Origin of the sequence: Armatimonas sp. (genome assembly GCF_031410135.1) — a bacterium.
In the GTDB taxonomy this organism is placed as follows: domain Bacteria; phylum Armatimonadota; class Armatimonadia; order Armatimonadales; family Armatimonadaceae; genus Armatimonas.
Genome location: NZ_JANNYP010000517.1, coordinates 1 through 1769, shown reverse-complemented (window position 1 = coordinate 1769; position 1769 = coordinate 1). Strand labels below are relative to the sequence as shown.

The 1769-nt window shown below is 46.9% G+C and carries 3 protein-coding genes; 2 read left to right on the top strand and 1 reads right to left on the bottom strand.

Annotation, left to right across the window (positions count from 1 at the left end; translation table 11 throughout):
* A partial coding sequence (locus RMO15_RS33370; RefSeq protein ID WP_369016138.1) for a zinc ribbon domain-containing protein occupies positions 1–282 on the top strand: 282 nt, incomplete at its 5' end.
* A gap of 158 nt (positions 283–440) precedes the next feature.
* Here RMO15_RS33370 and RMO15_RS19185 read toward each other — a convergent pair.
* Entirely contained in the window at positions 441–683 is a 243-nt protein-coding gene (locus RMO15_RS19185; RefSeq protein ID WP_309715478.1) for a hypothetical protein, read from the bottom strand.
* 476 nt (positions 684–1159) lie between these two features.
* Here RMO15_RS19185 and RMO15_RS19180 point away from each other — a divergent pair, with 476 nt between their 5' ends.
* A complete protein-coding gene (locus RMO15_RS19180; RefSeq protein ID WP_309715472.1) occupies positions 1160–1600 on the top strand; it encodes a hypothetical protein in 441 nt (146 codons plus the stop codon).
* Positions 1601–1769: the final 169 nt, after the last annotated feature.

Below are 1769 nucleotides of genomic sequence, written 5' to 3'. Positions count from 1 at the left end.
AGACGTGCGGGAGTGCCCGTGGTCTTTGTAGACCCTCGCAACACTTCCCGAACTTGTTCTGCCTGTGGTCACTGCGATAAACATAATCGAAAATCTCAATGCAAATTCCACTGTTTAGAATGTGGCCTGGAACTCAATGCCGACTGCAATGCAGCTCTGAATATTGCGTTCAAGGCACGGGGCAATGTAACTTGCCCTATGGACGGAGCGATACCGGAGAGCCTTTGTATCTGTGCGCCGGTATCGCTACTGTCAAAGCCCCCTGCTTTAGCGGGGGGATAAGTTACACGCCCACTGCGTGACCTGAGTTATCTACTGCGTGACATGAGTCACCTATACATTTCTTGCTGATTAGGGTCTTTAGTCTGTAACCTACAGATCCATTAACGCCTAAGGCACTAGTGACCCTAATCAACTCCAGCGACCCTAATCAATTCTAGCTAATAGTCAAAATCGCCATCAACTATTCTATATCCACTTAGAATTTCTTTGTTCTTTTTCCAATCTTCTTCTGTTTCATCTTTCCAGCATCGAAAAAGATTTTCACCTGCAAACCATGCCAATTTATGTTCATCACATATAAATACATGGGCTCGTCCAATATTCAAGAACCCATTAGTACCACCATACTCTGGGCATCTTCCGAAATAATTATCATATGTTTTTTCAATTTCAGTATTCATATATTTTAAATCCTCTTAAATGAGTATTGGTTTATACTTAATATATACGCATTAATTAAGTATTAGTCAAGTGTATTTTGAAATATATTTAGGGATAAAGAGAAATAATAAAAATAATAAAAATAAAAGAGATATTAAGGCATAAGATTGGATCGATACGCGGCGTACAGTCTCTAAAAAATAACTTATATTTTCTGTGCTAGCGCGACATTCGACTACGCTTTGTCTGCCTGTCTATTCTCCCTCAAGTTTCCTCACCAAGTCTGACGGCTTTTCTCACCAAATCTGACGGCTTTTTCGCTCCAGACTCTCAAGCCAGGTCGTGATTGCGCCGTCTTCCTCTGGCAAGGGAGAGGCACCAGCAGCAAAGGTTGGTGTGGCCAGCCCAAGGCCGGTGTGACCAGCAGCAAGGCCCAAGGCTGGTGTGGGGGAGCTAAAACGAAAGCTGCGGCGATGTTGCCGCGCATAGAGGTAGTATGACAAAGGCATCACAATCACTCAAGACACAAAAATCACCCAAGACACCCCGAACCCCAAAGTCCCGTCACAAAGGGCAGGAGAAGATTTATCCCCGCGTGGTCAATGCCCGCGTCACGGATCAGGAGTGGAGCACCATTCAGCTTCGCTCTGACCAGGCGGGCCTCTCTATGAGCCGCTACCTTGTCGAAGCAGGACTTCGTGAGAAGCCACCTGTGACTCTCGCTGAGCGTGCCCGTCTCCAATTTCTTCTTTATCAGTTTCACCGGGCCGCGACCTGCATCAATCAAGTCGCTACTGACCGGCTCGTGATAGCCGTTGGGGGAAGCGATACACGCCAGCTTCTTCAGGAGGTTTTCGCTCTGCTGGAGCAGCTTGCCCAGGAGTTAATTCGGCGCATCGAAGAGACAAATTCACATGATACGAAGAGGATGCCATAGCTACCTATTGCCTCAACGATGCCCTAACTTACCTTGGCTATTCTGCAACAAAGCGACTGTCATTCAAGCTGCCTTCGGGCAAGCTCTTCTGCAAAACGCTCCGCCCTTTTGGTACCCGGACGAGCTTGCAACGATGCTTTATGTCCTTGCTTTACGTCGCAATTTCAGG

What these genes read in the sequence shown, in the direction of transcription:
- RMO15_RS19185 (WP_309715478.1), bottom strand. Translation starts at nt 683, where the DNA reads ATGAATACTGAAATTGAAAAAACATATGATAATTATTTCGGAAGATGC.
- RMO15_RS19180 (WP_309715472.1), top strand. Translation starts at nt 1,160, where the DNA reads ATGACAAAGGCATCACAATCACTCAAGACACAAAAATCACCCAAGACA.